18 protein-coding genes are annotated in these 17,879 nt (G+C 69.6%); 12 read left to right on the top strand and 6 right to left on the bottom strand.

The annotated features are described in order from the left end of the window. Positions 1–40: 40 nt before the first annotated feature. Both ACZ1DY_RS21800 and ACZ1DY_RS21795 read left to right on the top strand, forming a co-directional pair. Entirely contained in the window at positions 41–325 is a 285-nt protein-coding gene (locus ACZ1DY_RS21800; RefSeq protein ID WP_465485548.1) for an antibiotic biosynthesis monooxygenase family protein, read from the top strand. Further along, entirely contained in the window at positions 322–900 is a 579-nt protein-coding gene (locus tag ACZ1DY_RS21795; protein WP_257486982.1) for a DUF2867 domain-containing protein, read from the top strand. Before ACZ1DY_RS21800 ends, ACZ1DY_RS21795 begins: the two co-directional genes overlap by 4 nt. Positions 901–1,074: 174 nt before the next feature. Here the strand turns inward: ACZ1DY_RS21795 and ACZ1DY_RS21790 are convergent, their stop codons facing one another. Further along, complete coding sequence (locus tag ACZ1DY_RS21790; RefSeq protein WP_465485547.1) at positions 1,075–1,521, bottom strand: winged helix-turn-helix transcriptional regulator; 447 nt, start codon at positions 1,519–1,521, stop codon at positions 1,075–1,077. An 89-nt stretch (positions 1,522–1,610) separates the two neighbouring features. Here ACZ1DY_RS21790 and ACZ1DY_RS21785 point away from each other — a divergent pair, with 89 nt between their 5' ends. From ACZ1DY_RS21785 to sigJ, 4 genes are all read left to right on the top strand, one after another. Continuing rightward, complete coding sequence (locus ACZ1DY_RS21785) at positions 1,611–2,792, top strand: thiolase family protein (protein ID WP_465485546.1); 1,182 nt, start codon at positions 1,611–1,613, stop codon at positions 2,790–2,792. After that, positions 2,789–3,823, top strand: a complete 1,035-nt coding sequence (locus ACZ1DY_RS21780) for a 4Fe-4S binding protein (RefSeq protein ID WP_465485545.1) — start codon at positions 2,789–2,791, stop codon at positions 3,821–3,823. Before ACZ1DY_RS21785 ends, ACZ1DY_RS21780 begins: the two co-directional genes overlap by 4 nt. Before the next feature lie 93 nt (positions 3,824–3,916). Then, positions 3,917–5,263: an FtsX-like permease family protein gene (locus tag ACZ1DY_RS21775; protein WP_465485544.1), complete on the top strand. Its 1,347-nt coding sequence runs from the start codon at positions 3,917–3,919 to the stop codon at positions 5,261–5,263. Between the two features lie 65 nt (positions 5,264–5,328). Beyond that, on the top strand, positions 5,329–6,216 hold the full coding sequence (sigJ, locus tag ACZ1DY_RS21770; RefSeq protein ID WP_257486986.1) for an RNA polymerase sigma factor SigJ: 888 nt from the start codon (positions 5,329–5,331) through the stop codon (positions 6,214–6,216). A 72-nt stretch (positions 6,217–6,288) separates the two neighbouring features. Here sigJ and ACZ1DY_RS21765 read toward each other — a convergent pair whose 3' ends face one another. Continuing rightward, complete coding sequence (locus tag ACZ1DY_RS21765) at positions 6,289–7,368, bottom strand: glycoside hydrolase family 5 protein (protein WP_257486987.1); 1,080 nt, start codon at positions 7,366–7,368, stop codon at positions 6,289–6,291. A 177-nt stretch (positions 7,369–7,545) separates the two neighbouring features. On the opposite strand from ACZ1DY_RS21765, the gene ACZ1DY_RS21760 reads away from it, so the two are divergent. Next, entirely contained in the window at positions 7,546–8,298 is a 753-nt protein-coding gene (locus tag ACZ1DY_RS21760) for a PIG-L deacetylase family protein (protein WP_465485543.1), read from the top strand. On the opposite strand, the gene ACZ1DY_RS21755 is transcribed toward ACZ1DY_RS21760, so the two are convergent. Next, on the bottom strand, positions 8,287–8,850 hold the full coding sequence (locus ACZ1DY_RS21755; protein ID WP_465485542.1) for a CGNR zinc finger domain-containing protein: 564 nt from the start codon (positions 8,848–8,850) through the stop codon (positions 8,287–8,289). The two genes, ACZ1DY_RS21760 and ACZ1DY_RS21755, sit on opposite strands and share 12 nt — an antisense overlap. A 237-nt stretch (positions 8,851–9,087) precedes the next feature. Continuing rightward, entirely contained in the window at positions 9,088–9,933 is an 846-nt protein-coding gene (locus ACZ1DY_RS21750) for an LLM class flavin-dependent oxidoreductase (protein ID WP_038513774.1), read from the bottom strand. 181 nt (positions 9,934–10,114) lie between these two features. On the opposite strand from ACZ1DY_RS21750, the gene ACZ1DY_RS21745 reads away from it, so the two are divergent. Further along, positions 10,115–11,380 (top strand): family 1 glycosylhydrolase, encoded by a 1,266-nt coding sequence (locus ACZ1DY_RS21745; protein WP_465485696.1) that lies wholly within the window; start codon positions 10,115–10,117, stop codon positions 11,378–11,380. Here the strand turns inward: ACZ1DY_RS21745 and abc-f are convergent. Further along, entirely contained in the window at positions 11,364–12,986 is a 1,623-nt protein-coding gene (abc-f, locus tag ACZ1DY_RS21740) for a ribosomal protection-like ABC-F family protein (RefSeq protein ID WP_465485541.1), read from the bottom strand. The genes ACZ1DY_RS21745 and abc-f overlap by 17 nt on opposite strands. A gap of 282 nt (positions 12,987–13,268) precedes the next feature. Between abc-f and ACZ1DY_RS21735 the strand changes: the two genes are divergently transcribed. The 4 genes from ACZ1DY_RS21735 (at position 13,269) to ACZ1DY_RS21720 (ending at position 16,958) form a co-directional block, all read left to right on the top strand. After that, positions 13,269–13,865, top strand: coding sequence for an Rv1733c family protein (locus ACZ1DY_RS21735; protein ID WP_465485540.1), 597 nt, complete (start codon positions 13,269–13,271; stop codon positions 13,863–13,865). Positions 13,866–13,907: 42 nt separating this feature from the next. Further along, positions 13,908–14,735 (top strand): M55 family metallopeptidase, encoded by an 828-nt coding sequence (locus ACZ1DY_RS21730; RefSeq protein WP_005150961.1) that lies wholly within the window; start codon positions 13,908–13,910, stop codon positions 14,733–14,735. Then, positions 14,728–16,080 (top strand): M20/M25/M40 family metallo-hydrolase, encoded by a 1,353-nt coding sequence (locus tag ACZ1DY_RS21725; RefSeq protein WP_465485539.1) that lies wholly within the window; start codon positions 14,728–14,730, stop codon positions 16,078–16,080. The genes ACZ1DY_RS21730 and ACZ1DY_RS21725 overlap by 8 nt, the downstream gene beginning before the upstream one ends. A 248-nt stretch (positions 16,081–16,328) precedes the next feature. Continuing rightward, the gene (locus ACZ1DY_RS21720; protein ID WP_465485538.1) at positions 16,329–16,958 is read left to right on the top strand and encodes a maleylpyruvate isomerase family mycothiol-dependent enzyme; all 630 of its coding nucleotides are present in this window, start codon (positions 16,329–16,331) and stop codon (positions 16,956–16,958) included. 10 nt (positions 16,959–16,968) lie between these two features. On the opposite strand, the gene ACZ1DY_RS21715 is transcribed toward ACZ1DY_RS21720, so the two are convergent. After that, positions 16,969–17,808 carry an oxidoreductase gene (locus tag ACZ1DY_RS21715; protein WP_465485537.1) on the bottom strand — a complete coding sequence of 280 codons (840 nt, stop codon included), beginning with the start codon at positions 17,806–17,808 and terminating at the stop codon, positions 16,969–16,971. Positions 17,809–17,879 lie beyond the last annotated feature (71 nt).

Here is a 17,879-nt window from a genome sequence, read left to right as displayed (position 1 = left end):
CCGTATAGATGGCGGAAGTTCACTGGGAGGAACAACGACGATGACTGTCGGATTCGTGGCCACGCATTACCCGCACACCGATCATCACGACGAATTCGTCTCGCGCGTCCGGCGAGTCGCGGACGTCTTGCGCTCCACTCCGGGCTGTCTCGCCGCCGAATGCTGGGTCACCGCCGCCGGCGACGCCGTGGTGTCGATCGTGCGCTGGGAATCCGAGGCGGCACAGGCGGCCTCGATGCAGGCTCTCGGATCGGCGGACGTGGACGTCGCCTTCGACGACCGCGAGGTCCGTCCGCGCGAGATCGTCCAGCTGGTGTCGGCATGAAACTCGCGAACACGGCCCACACCGCCCGCTCGTGGCGGATCCACGAAATCGCCGGCGACTTCGACCTCGAAGACGTCTGGGCGCTCGATACCCCCGGCGGGCCGGACGATTTCGGCAAGCTGGTGAAGCAGTTCTCGTCGGGAAATTTCCCCGACGGGGCGCCGCTCCCCGTCCGGGCGCTGTGGGCGCTGCGCTGGAAGCTCGGAAACCTGCTGGGCCTGGACGAACGCACCTCCGGACTCGACACCCGCGTCGGATCGCTGCGCGGCAGGCTGCCGGAGGACCTCCGCGACACTCCCACCGGACCGGACGAGGACTGGCTGCCGTTCACCCCGATCTACCGGCTCGACGACGAATTCGCCGCCGAAATGGCGAACCGGACCATGCACGGGGTTCTGCACATCACCTGGGTCGAAGACGGGCAGGGCGGACATCGCGGCCAGATGGCGGTGCTGGTCAAACCCAACGGCCTGTTCGGCCGGGTGTACATGGGATTCATCAAGCCGTTCCGGTACGCGATCATCTACCCGGCGCTCATGCGGATGATCGCGCGGGAATGGGCCGCCCGCTCCTGATCCCGACCTCGTGAGCGGGTTCCGGAGGCGGCGTCGCGATAGCCACTTTCGGGACACCAGACGTCTCGAAAGTGGCTTTCGCGACATGCTCCAGGCTCGGGCGAGCGAGGAACACCGGTACCGGATGGGGCAAGTCTCGTGAGTGGCTAGGACGGTTCTAACCGTCCTAACCACTCACGAGGACTTGGCGCGGCGGCTGCTCCGCACCAGCGTCATGTCCTTCTCCCGCACCGGTTCGCGGCAGTGCGCGCAGACGGTCTCCGGCGCGAGGACCTCGCCGCACGAATGCCGCCACACCGTCGGCGGCGGCCCCTCGGTGACGTACGCGTCGCCCCACGCCATGAGGTTCAGCAGCACGTGGTTGAGCGCGTGCCCCGCCTGGGTGAGCACGTACTCGTAGCGCGGCGGATGCTCCTCGTAGAGCCGTTTCTCGAGAATCCCCGTCTCGACGAGCTTCCGCAGCCGCGCGGTCAGGATGTCCCGGCTCGCCCCGGTGTTGCGCACGATCTGGTCGAACCGCCGCGCACCGAAGAACACTTCGCGCAGCGCGAGCAGGCTCCAGCGCTCCCCGATCACCTCCATCGCGTTGGCGATCGAGCAGTCCCTCGGTCCTTCGGTCATGCGACCAGCGTAAACCCAGTGAGTCTTGATTTCCAACCCACTCGATGCCACAGTGAGTTGGAGATACCAACTCACTACTGGAGGCAGCCGTGCACGACGCGGTCATCGTCGACGCCGTCCGTACCCCGATCGGCAAGGGAAAGCCCGGTGGTGCCCTGCACGGGGTCCATCCGGTCCAGTTGCTCGCCCATACGCTGCAGGCCCTCGTCCGGCGCAACGGCATCGACCCGGAGCTGATCGACGACGTCATCGGCGGCGCGGTCGACCAGGTCGGCGAACAGGCCCAGAACGTCACGCGGTGGGCGGCGCTCGCGGCCGGGCTGCCCGAAAGCGTGCCCGCGACCACCGTCGACAGGCAGTGCGGGAGCAGCCAGCAGGCCGTGCACTTCGCCGCTCAGGGAGTGATGGCGGGCGCGTACGACGTCGTCATCGCCTGCGGGGTCGAGTCCATGAGCCGTGTCCCGATGTGGTCGAACGTGCTGCCGGGCACCGACCCGCTCGGCCCCGGCGTCGCCGAGCGCTATCCGGAAGGCCTGGTGCCACAAGGAATCAGTGCCGAACTCATCGCCGCCAAATGGTCGCTCAGCCGTCAGGCGATGGACGAGTTCGCGATGGCCTCGCACCGGAAGGCGGCGCGGGCACACGAACTCGGGCGGTTCGCGAGCCAGATCGTGCCGATCGAGACACCGTCGGGCCGGGTGTCCACCGACGAGTCCGTCCGGCCCGGCACCGACCTCGAAACGCTCGCCAAGTTGCGCCCGGCGTTCCAGGATCCGGCCGTCGCCGCACGTTTCCCGCAGATCGACTGGTCGGTGACCGCGGGCAACAGCAGCCCGATCAACGACGGCGCCTCCGCCCTGCTGATCACCTCCAGCGAGACCGCGGCCCGGCTGGGCCTCCGCCCTCGCGCCCGCCTGCACAGTTTCGCCGTCACCGGATCCGACCCGCTGCTCATGCTCACCGGGGTCATCCCGGCGACGGAAAAGGTGCTGCGGCGCGCAGGTCTGCGCCTGGCGGACATCGACCTCTTCGAGATCAACGAGGCGTTCGCCAGTGTCGTGCTGGCGTGGCAGCAGGAAACCGGGGCCGACCCGGCCAAGGTCAACGTCCACGGCGGCGCGATCGCGCTGGGCCATCCGCTCGGCGCGAGCGGGACCCGCCTGATGGGCACCCTGGTCAACGCGCTCCACCACCACGGCGCCCGGTACGGCCTGCAGGCGATGTGCGAAGGCGGCGGCCAGGCCAACGCGACCATCCTGGAGGCGTTGTGACCGGCAGGCTCCCCAAGAAGCTGGCGGACCATCCGTCAGTGCGGGCCGTGCTCGCCGAACCGCGGGACAAGCCGTCGCCGGTGATCGACGCGGCCTGGCTCAAGGAGATCTGCCTCGCCGCCGGCGCCGACGACGCGGCCGCGGTCTCGCTCGGCCATCCCGATCTGGCGGGCGAACGCGAGCACGTCGAGCGCGCCCTGCCCGGCACCAAGACCCTCGTCTCACTCGTGGTGCGGATGAACCGTGACGACGTCCGCTCCCCCGCCCGCAGCGTCGCCAACCAGGAGTTCCACCGCACCGGCGAGATCATCAACGAGGCCGGGCACACGATCGTCCGGACGCTGCAGGACGCCGGCTACCGCGCGATCAACCCGTCCGCGACGTTCCCGATGGAGATGGAGCACTATCCGGGCCGGATCTGGGTCGTCGCGCACAAGACGGTCGCCGTCGCGGCCGGTCTCGGCGCGATGGGCCTGCACCGCAACGTCATCCACCCGAAGTTCGGCAACTTCGTTCTCCTCGCGACGTTGCTCGTCGACGCCGAGGTATCCACCTACGGCGAGCCGCTCGACTACAACCCTTGCCTGGAGTGCAAGCTCTGCGTCGCCGCCTGTCCCATCGGGGCGATCTCGAAGACCGGCGAATTCGACTTCCTCGCCTGTTCGACGCACAACTACCGCGAGTTCATGAGCGGCTTCACCGACTGGGCCCAGACCGTGGCCGACAGCGAGGACGCCGCCGACTTCCGGTCCAGGGTGAGCGACTCGGAGAACGTGTCGATGTGGCAGAGCCTCGCGTTCAAGCCGAACTACAAGGCCGCGTACTGCATGGCGGTCTGCCCGGCGGGCGAGGACGTGCTCGGCCCGTACCTCGAAGACCGGCGCGGCTTCCTCGGGACCGTCGTGAAACCGTTGCAGGACAAGGTGGAGACCTTGTACGTGCGAGAAGGATCGGCGGCGAAGGCCTACGCCGAACGCCGGTTCCCGCACAAACCGGTGAAGGAGGTCGACGGCGGCTACCCGCGGCGGTAGGGCCGCCCCTACCCCGCGCACGGGGGCCTGTCCCATGCCAGGCGCCGTCCGCGCTCCCTAGTCTGGCGGCAAAGCCTGGGGAGGACCTTCCGCATGATCGCGATCAGACTGGCGTTCTCGTCGCTCCGCCGTCGTCCCACCGGATTCATCGCGAGCTTCGTCGCGCTGTTCTTCGGTGCCACGATCCTGATGACGTTCGCGTCCCTTCTGGACACCCGCGCCGCCGCCGGCCCGGAGACCGCGAAGACGCTGCTGATCATGGCGAGCGTCGTCGGCGGCTGGGGCCTGGTGATCGTCCTGTTCGCGACGCTGTCGACGCTCTCGCTGCTGATCCGGCAGCGCGCCGCGGAGATGGCGTTGCTGAAGAGCGCCGGCGCGACGCCGTCGCAGATCGGCCGGATGGTCGTCGGCGAAGCGGCGGCCGTCGCGGTCCTCGCCGCGGCCACGGCCGTCGTGCCGTCGGTTTTCGCCGGACGATGGCTGGTCGCGCTGCTCGGTGACACGGGCCGCGTACCGGCCGGGCTGGAGGCACGGTTCGGTCCGATCGCGGTCACGATGGGCACCGGCATCACGCTGCTCGCGGCCCTGGCGGCAGCGACGGTCGCCGCGCGGCAGGTGACCCGGCGCGGAGCGGTGGAGGCGATCCGCGAGGCGGGTGTCGACACCCGGCGGACCGGCCGGCTCCGCGTGGTCGGCGCCGCGGTCGTACTGGCTTCCGGGCTCGGCTGCGGCGTGGTGACGATGACCGTGTTCACCGGGACCGAACCCGCGCTGATGGCGATCGGCGGCCAGGGCGCGATCCTCGCCGCGATCGGGTTGGCGCTCCTCTCCCCCGTGCTGCTCGGCCCGATCGCGGCCGCGCTGGCCGCTCCGCTGCGACGCGCGGGCGTCAGCGGCCACCTCACGGTGGCGCACCTCCGGGTCCGGAGCCGTCAGATGGCCGGGGTCCTGGTGCCGATCATCCTGTTCACCGGCATCGCGACCGGGACGCTGTACATGCAGGCCATCGAGAACGCCACCGTCACCGCGCCGGCCGGGATCGCGAGCAGTATCGAGACCCTGAACTACGTCGTCGTCGGCATGATCGCCCTGTTCGCCGCCGTCATGCTGGTGAACACCGTCGTGGCCGCGATCATCGGACGCCGCCGAGAGTTCGGTCAGCAGCGGCTCATCGGTTCGACACCGTCGCAGGTCCTGCGGCTCGTCGGGACCGAAGGCACCGTCCTGGTGGTGGTCGGCGTGCTGTTCGGCTCGCTCGCCGCGGCCGTCACCGTGATCCCCTACAGCGTCGCCAGGACCGGCGGGCCCGTGCCGGACGCCACGATCGGGGTCTATCTCGCCATCGTCGCGGTCGCGGTGACCCTGACGCTCGGTTCGCATCTGGGCGCGGCGGCGAAGGCGATGCGCACCCCGGCGATCCAGGCGGGCACCCGCGGCTGAAGGCCTGTCACATCTCCGATCCCCCACGCGTCAGGGTTACGACTGATCGATGGAGGATGGGGACCGTGGACGAACACGACTGGCTGGCGCGGCGCTTCGAAGGGCACCGGACGCATCTGAGGGCGGTGGCGTACCGGATGCTCGGTTCGCTGAGCGAAGCGGACGACGCCGTGCAGGAGGCCTGGCTGCGGCTGAGCCGGTCGGACTCCGGCGACGTCGACAACCTCGGCGGCTGGCTGACCACCGTTGTCGGCCGGATCTGCCTCGACATGCTGCGCTCCCGCAAATCGCGACCGGAGGAGCCGGTCGGCGCGCAGCTCCCCGACCCGATCATCGGCCGTGAGGGTGGGATCGACCCGGAGCACCAGGCCCTGCTGGCGGACTCGGTCGGGCTGGCGTTGCTGGTCGTGCTCGACACCCTGGACCCCGCCGAGCGGCTGGCGTTCGTCCTGCACGACATGTTCGCCCTGCCGTTCGACGAGATCGCGCCGATCGTGGGCCGGTCCTCCGCGGCGACCCGGCAGCTCGCCAGCCGCGCGCGCCGCCGCCTGCAGGGCTCGCCGACGGTCCCCGACGCGGATCTGAGCCGTCAGCGGGCCGTCGTCGACGCGTTCTTCGCCGCCGCCAGGGGTGGCGACTTCGACGCACTGGTTTCGGTGCTCGACCCGGACGTCATCCTGCGCGCCGAGGGCGGCGCCGCTCCGGCGGGAACGTCGCGTTTCGTGCGCGGGGCGGCCACGATCGCGAGCCAGGCGCTCATGTTCCGGACGGCGGGCGAGGGCGGGGAGCTGCGGCCCGCGCTGGTCAACGGCGCGGCCGGGATGGTGGTCACCAAGGACGGCGTCCCGACGACGGTCTTCGCGTTCACCGTCGTTGGCGGGAAGATCGCGGCGATCGACATCCTCGCCGATCCGGACCGGCTCGCCGCGCTGGACTTCGAACCGCTCGGCTGAAGTGTCGGGAAAGGGTCGTTCAGGACGTTTTTCGTCCTGAACGACCCTTTCCTGACCTGCGCGCTGCCGGGATCAGGAGGTCGGGAAGTTGTCCGCGGTGCGGATGCGGTCCCGGATCCAGACACCGGCGGGCTTCAGCGGAGCCGTGCCGGTGAACGAGCTGCCCGAGCAGGTGCCCGGCTTGAACACCGCGCCCGAACGGCTGTCGTCGGAGAAGTTCCAGTTGGTCCAGCTGATCTTCTTCGACGCGAGGAAGTCGAGGTACTTCTGCGAGTTGGTGAAGTCGTTCCCGCCGTCACCGCTGGCGGTCTGGGTGCCGAACTCGGTCACGAACAGCGGGATCTTGCTCGCGGCGCGGCTCAGCGCGTTGAAGTACTCGGTTTTGTGCGACGCCGCGTAGAAGTGGAACGTGTACATGAAGTTGCTGGCGCGCACCGGGTTGTTGATGATGTCGGTCTCGTTGCGGCCGTCGGAGATGCCGAGCGAGCCCCAGCCGTGCGTGCCCACGAGCACGACGCCGTCGGAGTCCTGGGCGCGGATGACCGGGATCATCTGCTCCGCGTAGCTGCGGACCCGGTCCCAGCTGACGTTGTTGGGCTCGTTCGCGATGTCGTAGATGATGTTGGTCTTGTCCTTGTGCCGCTGGGCGATCTCGGTGAAGAACGTCTTGGCGCGGCTGAGGTTGGCATTCGGGTCGCCGGGGGTGAGCTGGTGCCAGTCGACCAGGGCGTACATCCCGCGTTTGGTGGCCTCTTCGATGTAGGAGTGCACCATGTCGGTGAACTTGCGCGGGTTGGTCTCGTAGCCGCCTTCCTGGATGTACATCGAGATCCGGAGGACGTCGGCCTTCCAGTCGTTGGCCAGCGCGTCGAGCGAAGCGGTTTTCACACACTGGCTGTACCACTGGATCCCGTGGGTGCTCATGCCACGGAGCTGGATCGGCTTGCCGGCGGAGTTGCAGAGCTGGAGGCCGCAGACCTTCAGCTGTCCGTTGATCGCCGCCGGGCTGCCCGGCGGCAGCGCGGCGGCTGCCTGCGTTGCGGGCCCTGCCGCGGTCTCGGTCGCCATCGAGGTGCTCGCGGCCGCGACCGGTGCCAGCAGTCCGGCGGCCAGTGCGGCCGTCACCCGGAGACGGATCTTGTCCCAACGCATTCGGCTTCTCCTCTCGCGTCGACGGCACCGACGTTGGCGCGCCGACGGTCAGGGCGGCGGAGTTAAATAGGAAACTTTCCTTACTATTGGAAAGTAAAGGGGAGATTACCCACAGGGTCGACGGACGGTCAAGAGTCCACCACCCACCGTTTCGACGACCACTGGCATGCTCTGAGCGTGACCACCATCGTGGCCTTTCACGCCCATCCGGACGACGAAGCCCTGCTGACCGGCGGCACCCTCGCCCGCGCCGCCGCGGACGGCCACCGTGTCGTCCTCGTCGTCGCCACGATCGGCATGCAGGGCGCGGACGCACCGCGCCGGGCCGAACTCGAGGCGAGCGCGAAGGTGCTGGGCATCGCTCGGGTCGTCCATCTCGGTTACGCCGGCAGCGGTCACGGCGCGATCCTTTATCCGGACCCGCCGGGCTGGGTCCGCTTCGTCCGCGCGAGCACCGACGAAGCAGCGGCTCGGCTCGTGGCGATCCTGCGCGAAGAGGGCGCTTCGGTCCTGCTGAGCTACGACCGCAACGGCGGCTACGGTCACCGCGACCACGTCAAGGTGCACGAGGTCGGCAAACGGGCGGCGGAACTCGCCGCCGACGTCCGCCTCCTGGAGGCCACGATCCCCCGCGACGCCGTCGCGCGCCTGGTCCGGTTCGTGCGCCTGGCACGGATCCCGTTCCGCTACGACGTCGACGCGCTTCTTCGGGCGTACAGCGCCAAGTCCGAGATCACGCACACCTTCGACGTCCGGCGCTTCGCGCGTCAGAAGCAGGCCGCGATCGCCGCCCATTCGTCGCAGGTGAAGGGGACCGGCAGGCTCGCTCCGCTGATGCGCGTGATCACCCGGCTTCCAGCGCCGCTCTTCGGCCTCGTGTTCAGCCGCGAGTGGTACGTCGACGCGACACCGCGAGGCTCACGATCCTGAGCGGCGGGCGCGGTACGCGGCGGCCTTCACCCGGTTCTGGCAGGCCAGCCCGCAGAACCGCTTGATCTGCGCCTGGCTCGCGTCGAGGTACACCTGGTCGCACCGCGGCGCCGCGCACAATCCGACGCGATGCGGGATGTCGTCGCCGAGCGCCGCGGCCACGGCCACCGCGAGGCCTGCCGCCCACCGCTGGACGAGGTCGGCTTCGGGACCGTGGAAACGCAGATGCCACGACTGTTCGCCGTCGCGATGCAGTGATGGCCGGGCCTTGCTGTCGACGAGCATCCGGTTGAGCAGCCCGGCCGCCAGGTCCGGATCCCGCCGGGACAGCGACTCGATGATCTCCCGCAGCCGCGACGCGAGATTCCGCAGGCGCTCCGCGGTCAGGAGATCGACCTGGCCGTTCCCGGTTCCGAGTGCTTCGGCCGCGGCCCGGACCAGGTCCGGGCCTTGAAGCGCCGGTTTCGGCCTGCCGTGGACATGCTCCCCGGTCAACGCGTTGACCAGCGTGACCCCGGTTTCCAGCCGTATCGCATGGTGCTCGTCAGCCATTCCACCCCTCCCCCGAGCGTCACTGGTTCGCAGGACGCCCGCGGTGACGCTAGCAAAGGCGGGTGGCGCCGCAAGGGCGATGAAGTCGTTCGGAGCAACGAAATCCGGCGAACGGCGGAGCATGGGTCCACAGTGGACAGTGCGGTCGAGCCTAGGTACATGAAGGCCCCCTTCCTGTACCTAGGCGCAAGGAAGGGGGCCTTCACGTACTTCGGCAAGCTGTGCGGGCCCGCTCCGTCACCACCGAGGCGGACCCGCGTCCACGATCTTCTGCGAAAGCTCCAGCGGGTCGAGGTGCATCAGCGACTCCATCCACCACGTCATGCCCGCCTGCCCCAGCGCGGGCAGGTCGACCTTGATCGGCTCCTCCCACGCCGGGCTCGCGTTCCCGGCGACGGCGACGTCGAAGGGGCGCCCCGGCTCCAGCCCGGCGAGACCGAGCGCGCGGTGGGTCTCCGCGATCTCCTCGGCGGTCGGCGTGTGGTCCTCCGGATTCGGGAAGATCCCGTCGCACAACGCCGCGCGCCGAACCACACGCGGGTTGTCGGTGGAGCTCGCCACCCAGATCGGGATCGGGAACGGCTCGGGCGGAGCCTCGGCGAGCGCGACCTGATAGTGCGCGCCGTCGTGGTCGAAACGCCTGCCGGACCAGATCGCGCGGATGACGTCGAGACCCTCGTCGAACATCGCCGACCGGGTCAGCAGGTCGGTCTGCTCACCGAACCGGCTGAAGTCGCCGGATTCGTCCGAACCGAGCCCGGTGCCGAGGATCAGCCGCCCGCCGGAGAGCCTGCTGACCGTCGACGCGTGCCGCGCCACCACCCACGGCCGCCGCCGGGCGGGCGGGGTGATCATCGGGCCGAACAGCAGCCTGCTCGTGGCGTGCGCGATGGCACCGAGCGTCGTCCACGGATCCGCGATGGGCATGGTGTCCGCGACGACGTGGTCCCACAGGAAGAACCCGTCCCAGCCCGCCGCCTCGGCGCGTACGGCGAGGTCGACGAGCACCCCCGGCTCACCGAACGGGCCGAAAGGCGGCAGATAGACGGCGTGCCGGACCGTGCTGCCGGTCAAGTCGATCAACTCCCCAACGTCATCGTCGAAGTCCCCGGACGGCCGCTTGTTTACGCCGTTCACCCACGTTAGCGTCCCGAGGATGGCGGACGCTGGTGAACGATCGACGAAGTGGCCGGAGCATCGGGGAAGGTTACGCCGGGTGCTGTCCTCGGTGGTCGCCGTCTCACTATGCGCGACACTTTCCGCGGTGGACGCGTCCGCATCGCAGGACGACGGCTGGTCCCGGGACTTCTACTGGGGCGTCGCGTCGTCGGGGTATCAGTCCGAGGGCAGTGCTCCGGACAGCAACTGGAAGCGGTTCGTGGACCGGTCCGCCGGGAAGGACGGCGTCGACGAATACCGCGACTCCGTGGACTCCCGGCATCGCTACGCCGACGACATCCGTCTCGCGTCCGGGCTCGGCGTCAACACCTACCGCTTCGGCATCGAGTGGGCTCGCGTGGAGCCCGCGCCGGGACGGTGGGACGAAACCGAACTGGCCTTCTACGACGACGTGCTCCGGCAGGTCCGCGCCGCGGGCATGACCCCGATGATCACGCTCAACCACTGGGTGTACCCGGGCTGGGCGCTCGATCAGGGCGGCTGGGCCGAGTCGCGGACGGCCGACGCGTGGCTGGAGTTCAGCCGGAAGATCGTCCAGCGCTACGCCGGGCAGGATGTCCTCTGGGTGACGTTCAACGAGCCGCTGATCTTCCTCAAGAACGAACAGAAGGTCGGGGCGCTGAAGGCCACGCAGTACTTCGCGGCGCAGTCCAACGTCGTCCAGGCACACCGGCGGGCCTACGACCTGATCCACGAACTCGACCCGACCGCGAAGGTCACCAGCAACCAGGCCTACATCACCGGCGTCAACGGGATGGCCGACTGGTTCTTCCTCGACCAGGTCAAGGACAAGCTCGACTTCATCGGGATCGACTACTACTACGGCCTGAGCATCGACAACTGGACCGTGTTCGCCGCCGCCAGCGACAGGTTCTGGGACGTGAAGCTCCAGCCCGAAGGCATCTACTACGCGCTGCGCAGCTACCACAATCGGTTCCCGCGCCTGCCGCTCTACATCGTCGAGAACGGCATGGCGACCGACAACGGGAAGCTCCGCGACGCGGACTACACCCGCGGCGATCACGTCCGCGACACCGTGTACTGGCTCCAGCGGGCGAAGGCCGACGGGATGAACCTCATCGGCTACAACTACTGGAGCCTCACCGACAACTACGAATGGGGCAGCTATCGGGCCCGGTTCGGACTGTACACAGTGGACGCGCTCACCGATCCAGCGCTGAGCAGGCGCCCCACGGACGCCGTTCCCGCCTACCAGGGTCTGGTGACGGCGGGTGGCGTGCCGCAGGGCTTCCGGCTCAAACGCGGCCCGGGGACCTGTTCCCTCGTGGACGGGCTCGACAGCTGCCTCAATCCGGCCAAAGTGGACGGACCGCTCATGCCGCTGAAGTGACCAGTTCCAGCCGCCTGCCCTCGAACGTCCGCCGCATCCGCCGGTCGTGGGTGACGACCACGAGCGCGCCGGAGTACTCCGCGAGCGCCTGTTCCATCTCCTCCACGAGATCCGGGGCGAGATGGTTCGTCGGCTCGTCGAGCAGCAGCAGATCGGTCGTGGCCGTCACCAGCCTGGCCAGTTCGAGCCTGCGCCGCTGCCCGATGGACAGCTCCCGGACCGGCTTGCGCAGATCCGGCGCCCGGAACAGGCCCAGCGACAGCAACCTCTCGGCCGCTTCGTCCTCGTCACCGTTCCCGGCGAAGACCGCCAGAACGGTTCGAGCGTCCGCGGCGAGTCCGCCGTTCTGGTGGAGGAACCCGATCCGGCCCGTCCGTTCCGCCGACCCCGTCGTGGGAGCCAGCTCGCCGGCGAGGACTCGCATCAGGGTCGTCTTGCCCGCCCCGTTGGGTCCGGTCACGAGGACGCGTTCGCCCGGCAGCACGCTGAGAGACGTCCGCGGCAGACGGCCGTCGACCGACACGTCGTCCACCTTCACCACGTACTGATCGGCCTCGGTCTCCCCCGCGGCGATCCGCGCGGTGAACCGGAGCGGCTCGGGCGGCGGCGGAACACGGTCCGCCTCGAGCCGCTGGATCCGCTCGCGCGCCGACCGGATCCGGCTCATCGCCCCGTGCGCCCGCGATCGGGCCCGGAACGCGCCGGCCCCGCTGAAGGCCGCCGGAGCCTTGCGCGGGATCGCCGAGAACCGGTCGATGTTGACGTCCGCCATCCGTTCGTAGCGGGCCTTCTCCAACCTCCACTCCTCGTACTCCCGGACCCAGCGAGCCCGCGCGGCCTCCTTCGCCGCGAGATAGCCCGCGTAGCCGTCGCCGTGGCGCTGCACGGTCCGGCGGTCGGCGTCGACCTCCAGGATCGTGCTGGTGACCCGGCTGAGGAACGTCCGGTCGTGGGTGATCGCGACGATCCGGCCGCGATGCCCGCGAAGATGGTTCTCCAGCCAGGCGACGGCTTCGTCGTCGAGATCGTTGGTCGGTTCGTCCAGCAGCAGCAATTCCGGCGAAGCGGCCAGGGTGGCCGCGAGCGCCAGCCGGGACCGCTGACCGCCGGACAGGCTGCCCAGCGCGCGGCCTCGATCGAGGCCCGGCTGCCCGAGCCCGTGTAGCGCGACCTCCACCCTGGCGTCTGCCTCGTACCCGCCACGGGCTTCGTAGGCGGCCGTCAAGTCGCCGTACGCGGCCAGGTCTTCGGCGGTTGCGAGCGACGTTTCGGCCGCCCGCAGCCGCGACTCCAGGTCCCGGATGTCGGCAAGGGCGAGGTCGATCGCGTCGCCGACCGTGGCGGTGTCGGGCAGCTCCAGCGTCTGCGGGAGATAGCCGACACCTCCGGGCGCGGTGACGGTCACCGTGCCGTTGTCCGCCCGGTCCCGGCCGGCGATCAGTCTCAGCAACGTGGACTTGCCCGAGCCGTTGTCGCCGATCACGCCCGCCTTCTCCCCCGGTTTGACGGTGAAGGAGACCTGGTCGAGTACGACATGGTCGTCGAAACGCTTGGTGACACCGGAGAGCACGAGTTGTGTTCCGGGATTTCGATACGGGGTACGCACAGGGGCGTCCTCCTGATTCTCGCAAGGGAAGAAGGACATGCGGAAGGACGCGGCCCGGCGGAGCGAAGGCTCTACGCCAGGGCCGCGTCGAAGGCGAGAATCACAGAGTGAAGAAAATCCCCATGGCGAAGACGGTAGCGGGGGAACGCGGACGGGTAAAACGAATTAAAGGTTGTGTACGGGTTCACAGAGTGGTCTGTGTCCCCATACCGCGACAGCGGCGCCCCGGTGACCGAGAATCGACGGTGGAGGTTTTCGCGGTCTGAGGGAATGGGGTTCCTCGTGCACGGGTCCAGCGGTCCGATCGCCCGGTTCGGGCGACGGCTCTTCCCTGGTCGCAATTCGCTGGCCCGTGGCTCCGACCGGTTCGAAGCCCTGGTGCTCAAGCTCGTCATCCTCGCGGCGTTGCTCGCCATACCGGTCGCGGCCGCCGTCGGCTCGGCCAACCACGGCAGGCAGGTCGCCGCGGCCGCCGCCGACGCCACCGGACGCACACCCGCCACCGCGTACCTGCTGACGGCCGCGCCCGTCCGCATCGTCGACAGCGAGAGCGTCGGCACCGAAGACTCCACCACCCAGGCGACCTGGACCGACTCGCGCGGCGCGCGGCACACCGGTGGCGTCCTCGCGGCGCCGGGCAGCCCCGCCGGAACGGCGGTGCCGATCTGGATCGACGCCCGCGGTGAGCTCACCGCCGCCCCGAGGAACGCGTCGACGGCGGTGTTCGATTCGGTGCTCGTGGGTCTTTGGCTCTGGTTCGCGGTGGTCGGCTCGCTCGTCCTGTTCCACCGGGTCGTCCGGCTGGTGCTCGACCGGCAGCGCGCAGCGGCCTGGGAGCGCGCTTGGGCGGTGTACCCGCGGTCCGGTTCCTGGCCCTGAGCCCGGCGGCGAAGGCAAAGCGCCTCGGCTAGGGTGCCCCGCATGCGCATCATGATCTCGGCGGACATGGAGGGCGCCACCGGCGTCACCTGGACCGAGGACGTCATCCCCGGTACCGAGCAGTGGCAACGATTCCGTCGCCTGTTCACCGGTGACGTCAACGCCACCATCGCGGGCCTGTTCGATTCCGGCGCCACCGACGTGCTGGTCAACGAGGCGCATTCGTCCCAGCGGAACCTCCTGCTCGAAGACCTCGACGGGCGCGCGCGCATGCTCACCGGCAGGCACAAGCCGCTCTCGATGATGCAGGGCATCGACACCGGCGTGGACGGCGTCGTCTTCCTCGGCTACCACGCCGGCGCGGGATTCGACGGCGTCCTGTCCCACACGTACCTGGAGAACCAGATCACCGGCGTGTGGCTCGACGACGTGCCCGCCAGCGAAGGCAGGCTGAACGCCGCGATGGCCGCCGAATACGGCGTCCCGGTGCTCGTCGTCTCCGGTGACGACAAGGCCTGCGACGACGCCCAGGACTACGCGCCGGAGGCCGAACTGGTCACGGTGAAGGAATGCGTCAGCCGTTACGCCGCGATCTGCCTGCCGCCCGCGAGGACGGCCGAACTGCTGAGCTCGGCGGCGGCGGACGCGATGAACCGGGCGGGCCGGGTCGAGCGGTTCACCACGCCGCACCGGATCGAGGTCGAGTTCGACGCGAGCCACCTCGCGCAGGCCGCGGCGGTGATCCCGACGGTGGAACAGATCGGCGTGCGGCGGGTCGGCTTCGACGCGCCGGACATGACCGAGGCGATGAAGGCGTTCAAGATCGTCACGGCGATCGCGGCCGGGGCGGTGCAGGGTATCTATGGCTGAGCTCGAAACGCAGGACGCACTTCCCGGCGCGGGAGCGGGTTCCCGGAACAACGCCGACCTGGATGTCGTCGAAGTCTGTTCGCGGCTGATCCGGTTCGACACCACGAACCGCGGCGACGGGGACTCCGCTGGCGAGCGCGAGGCCGCCGAGTACGTCGCGTCGCTGCTTTCGGGGCTCGGGATCGGCTCGAAGATCATCGAGTCCGCGCCGCGCCGCGCGAACGTGATCGCCCGGGTTCCCGGCACCGACCCGAGCCTGCCCGCGCTGCTCGTGCAGGGCCATCTCGACGTCGTGCCCGCCGACGCCGCCGACTGGTCGGTCGATCCGTTCTCGGGCGAGGTCCGCGACGGGTTCCTCTGGGGCCGCGGCGCGGTCGACATGAAGGACTTCTGCGCGATGGTGCTCGCCGCCCTCGCCACGGGTGTCCGGCCGCGGCGGGACATCGTCCTGGCGTTCGTGGCCGACGAGGAGGACAAGGGCGAGTACGGGGCGCACTGGCTCGCCGCGACGCACCGGGACCTGTTCGACGGCTGCGCGGCCGCGATCAGCGAGTCGGGCGGGTACACCTACCACGTCCCCGCCGCCGACGGCCGGACCGTGCGGCTCTATCCGGTCGCGACGGCCGAACGCGGCACGGCACACCTGCGCCTGACCGCCAAGGGCCGCGCGGGCCACGGATCGCGCCCCAACGACGAGAACGCGGTCACCCGGCTGGTCACCGCGCTCGGCAAGATCGCCGCGCACGGCTGGCCGATCCAGCTGACCCCGACGGTCCAGGCGTTCCTCGAACGCACCGGGGAAGCACTCGGCGTCCCCGTCGATCTGTCCGATGTGGACGGAACGATCGCGCGGCTCGGGCCCGCCGGGGCGCTGGTGGTGCCGACCGTCCGCAACAGCACGACGCCGACCATGCTCGACGCCGGCTACAAGGTGAACGTGATCCCGACTTCGGCCGAGGCCCAGGTGGACGTCCGTGTCCTCCCCGGCTCCGAACCGGAACTGCTCGCCGAGCTCGACGCGATGCTCGGCGAGGGCGTCACGCGTGAGTTCGTCGCGCACCAGCCGCCGGTCCAGGCTCCGGTGGATTCGCCGTGGTTCGGCGCGATGGCGGACGCGCTGCGCTCGCAAGACCCCGAAGCCGTCGTCGTCCCCTACTGCATGGGCGGCGGCACGGACGCGAAGGCGTTCAGCCCGCTCGGGATCGACTGCTACGGCTTCGCGCCGTTGTGGCTGCCGGAAGGCTTCCCGTACCGAGCGATGGCGCACGGCGTGGACGAGCGCGTCCCGGTCGAAGGCCTGCGGTTCGGCACCCGGGTGCTGCGACACTTCCTGGAGAACTGCTGAGGGAGGGGTCGACACGCGGTTCCGCATGAGTCGTCCATCCAGTCACGCGTGTCGTCCGCCTGATCACGCGTGTCGTCCGATGAGTCACGCGAAACCGGCGACATGACCGCGTTGCGGCAGCGGGACCTGTCCGCGTCTGCGATCGGCCCCTTCGGACGTCGTACATTCCTGGCATGTCGAGCGGAACGAGGACACGAACTACTACGTTGGCGGGTGGCTCGACTACGAATGACCTCAGGAGGCCACCGGTGGACAGCGTCGCGCGACTCGCCCGGGACGAACGGGCGGACTTCGCCGCGTTCCTGCGAACGCTGTCCCCCGAAGACTGGGACGCGCCGACCTTGTGTTCGGAGTGGACGGTCCGGCAAGTGGTCGCCCACGTCGTCGACTACGACGCCCAGCGGTTCCGCGACGTGCTCGGGCAGGCCGTCCGCGGTGGGCTGCGGCTGAACCGGATGAACGCGCTCGGTGTCGCACGGGAACCCGGCCGGGCACCGGAGCAGCTGATCGCACGGATCGAGGAACACCTCGAACCGCGCGGTCTGACCTCGGCGTTCGGCGGACGGGTCGCGCTGCTCGACGGGCTGCTCCATCACCAGGACATCCGGCGCCCCCTGGGGTTTCCCCGTGAGGTGCCGCCGGAAAGACTACGCCACGCCCTGGCGTTCGCTCGCTACGCACCGCCGATCAAGGCGGGCAAACGCGCACGCGGACTCCGGCTCGTCGCCACGGATCTGGACTGGTCGGCCGGCTCCGGCCTAGAGGTCCGCGGCCCCGGCGAAGCGCTGCTGCTGTCGATCGCCGGCCGGGCCGTGGCACTCGACGAGCTCTCCGGTCCCGGCGCGGCGATCCTCGCGTCCAGAGTGGACGGTCGTTGACGCAGAACGCTCAGAAGGCGGTGGAACGGCTCAGTTCTTCCCAGGCGGCAAGCTCCGCCGCCTTCGCCTCGTGCGTGGCTCGTAGCCCGTCGACAGCGTCGTCGCCGAGCGCGAGCCGCAGCGGAGCGTCGTCGCTGTCCAGCACTTTCAGGATCGCGGCGGCGGCCTTCGCCGGGTCTCCGGGCTGCGAGCCGTCCATCCCCTCGACGAAGTCCCGGATCGCGCCGGTCGATTCGCGGTAGGCGTCGATCACCCGCGAGCGCCGCAGCCTGCTGCCACCGAACTCGGTCCGGAAGGCCCCGGGCTCCACGATCAGCACCCGCACGCCGAACGGCGCGACCTCGGCGGCCAAGGACTCCGACATCGCCTCCAAGGCGAACTTCGCCGAGCAGTAGGCCCCGAAACCGGGCGGGCTCTGCTGCCCACCCATCGAGCTCATCTGCACGATGGCACCGCTCCCCTGCTCACGCAGGTGGGGCAGGACGGCCTTCGTCACCTCGACGGCGCCGAAGAACATCACGTCCATCAGGGATCGCAGGTCGGACATGGTCAGTTCTTCGACCGCCCCGACCGAGCCGTGCCCGGCGTTGTTGACCACGACGTCGATCCGGCCGAACTCGGTGAGGGCCGCCCGCACGGCGGCTTCGATCTGTGCCGGATCGGTGACGTCGAGCGCCGCGGTGCGCACCCGACCCCGGCCGAGCTCTTCCAGTTCGACCAGAGCCTCCGGACGGCGAGCCGTGGCCATCACGCGGTCGCCGGCGTCGAGTGCGGCCAGCACGAGGTGCCTGCCGAACCCGGACGAGCAGCCGGTGATCAGCCAGACGCGGCCCTCGGTTTCCTTCGTCATTCCTGTTCCCTCCAGTGAAGTTCCTGGGATCCATCGTGCGAAGGTCACGCCCGGGCCGCCAACACCGGCTT

Source organism: Amycolatopsis sp. PSD-21, assembly GCF_055561455.1.
The sequence above is the reverse complement of the archived record's forward strand: the minus strand, read 5'-3'. Positions and strand labels throughout refer to the sequence as shown.